The sequence below is a fragment of the Clostridium muellerianum genome, assembly GCF_012926525.1.
GTDB lineage: Bacteria > Bacillota > Clostridia > Clostridiales > Clostridiaceae > Clostridium_AM > Clostridium_AM muellerianum.
The window spans coordinates 1-1,695 of record NZ_JABBNI010000053.1; the positions used below are offsets into that span (position 1 = coordinate 1).

A 1,695-nucleotide genomic window follows, 5' to 3' on the forward strand; every position below is an offset into this window, starting at 1 on the left:
GTTAAACTTATTAGTTTAACTAATACTGGCTTATTTAAAATAAGATTTAAATCTTACTTTCACTCTGTTTAATTTTCAAGGATCTTGTCGCATCTCAGCGACTTTTACATCTTATCATGTTTGCTTAATCTTGTCAAGAACTTTTTTAAATTCTTTTTGTTAAGCTTACTGCATTCACACAGCTTTAACATAATACCACATTATTTAAGACTTTGTCAACACATCTTATAAATCTTTTTATTTTGCTAAAAACACCTATAAAATTACTGACCTCATAAAAAATAAAAATACATAACTACTTATATCTTTTTCTTAAATAACTTGTCCCTTTTCTTTAGGACGTTTATTATTGTAACACTTAATTATTTTATTTATTTTACTATTTATTCACTTACCCTACATTATATATACTATACTTAGTTTTTCTTTGAATAGCTTCATATATTATATGTTGATACTCTTGGTCAAGTTTATAGACTTTATACTATACAAATGCTTATATTATAACTAAAATACCTTTAATATATGCTACCTCTATTAGCTTATTAAAGTACAAAAAGAGTGTCAACTTCGTCAACACCCTTTAATTCTGTTTGTAAATATAATAATTTACTAACCTTTTATCTCTACATTATATTTTTCTCTAAGTTCTTTATTTAATTGTGCGTACTTAAAAGATTGTCTTTCTTGTAATAACTTGCTTTTTATAGTGTTTTTTACTTCTTCAAATGATTTTACTGAACTTTGAGACTTATTTTCAACTTTTATTAAATGATATCCAAATTGAGTTTTAACTGGTGCACTTAGTGCTCCTATTTCTAAAGCAAAAGCAGCTTCTTCAAATTCAGGTACCATCTGTCCTCTACCAAAGTTACCAAGATTTCCACCCTGTTCCTTTGATGGACATGAAGAATATTGTTTTGCAGCATCTTCAAAATCCATACCATTATTTATTTCTTCAGCTACCTTTTTTGCTTTTTCTTCAGATTCTACAAGAATATGTTTTGCACTTACAGTCTCAGGATTTTTAAAATTTTCTTTATTAGCATTATAGTAATCTTCTACTTCTTTATCTTCTACAGAAACTTGCTGCATTACTTTAGATATAGCTGTTTGTGTTAAAATTTCTTTTTTAGCTATTTCTAACTGTGACACATATGTAGGATCACTTTCCATATTATTATCTTTTGCATAATTATAAATAAGCTCAAAAGATATTAATTCTTCTAATAATTGCTTTTTTCCTGCTTCAGTTTGTAAATATCCTTGTCTTTCTCTAGGAAATCTGCTAATTGTTGCATCTAACTCACCTTGTGTTATTTCTTTTCCGTTTATAACTGCCAACACCTTATTATCCATGTTTTTTCTCCTTAAAATATTATTTTATTTTACATAAACAATTATGACATAAATTAAAAATTTTTTCCATATTAAAATATTAATATTTACATTTATGTTAAAAAGCCCTAGGTTAAACCTAGGGCTTTTGGTGGCTGGACCAGGAATCGAACCAGGGACACGAGGATTTTCAGTCCTCTGCTCTACCGACTGAGCTATCCAGCCAAATCTTACCTGGCAACGACTTACTCTTCCACAGGGCCTCCCCTGCAGTACCATCAGCACTATAAAGCTTAACCATCGTGTTCGGAATGGGAACGGGTGTTACCTTTATGTCATAATCACCAGATTTATTTA

Annotated in this window: 1 protein-coding gene, 1 tRNA gene and 1 rRNA gene; all 3 read right to left on the reverse strand. The window is 29.0% G+C overall.

Going from position 1 to position 1,695, the window contains the following annotated elements; genetic code table 11:
• Positions 1-612 precede the first annotated feature (612 nt).
• The 3 genes from HBE96_RS19540 to rrf all read right to left on the reverse strand — a co-directional run bounded on the left by HBE96_RS19540 (position 613) and on the right by rrf (position 1,687).
• Positions 613-1,359, reverse strand: a complete 747-nt coding sequence (locus HBE96_RS19540) for a peptidylprolyl isomerase (RefSeq protein WP_169299396.1) — start codon at positions 1,357-1,359, stop codon at positions 613-615.
• Positions 1,360-1,487: 128 nt separating this feature from the next.
• Positions 1,488-1,563 (reverse strand) — tRNA-Phe (locus HBE96_RS19545).
• A gap of 7 nt (positions 1,564-1,570) precedes the next feature.
• Positions 1,571-1,687 (reverse strand): 5S ribosomal RNA (gene rrf, locus HBE96_RS19550).
• Positions 1,688-1,695 lie beyond the last annotated feature (8 nt).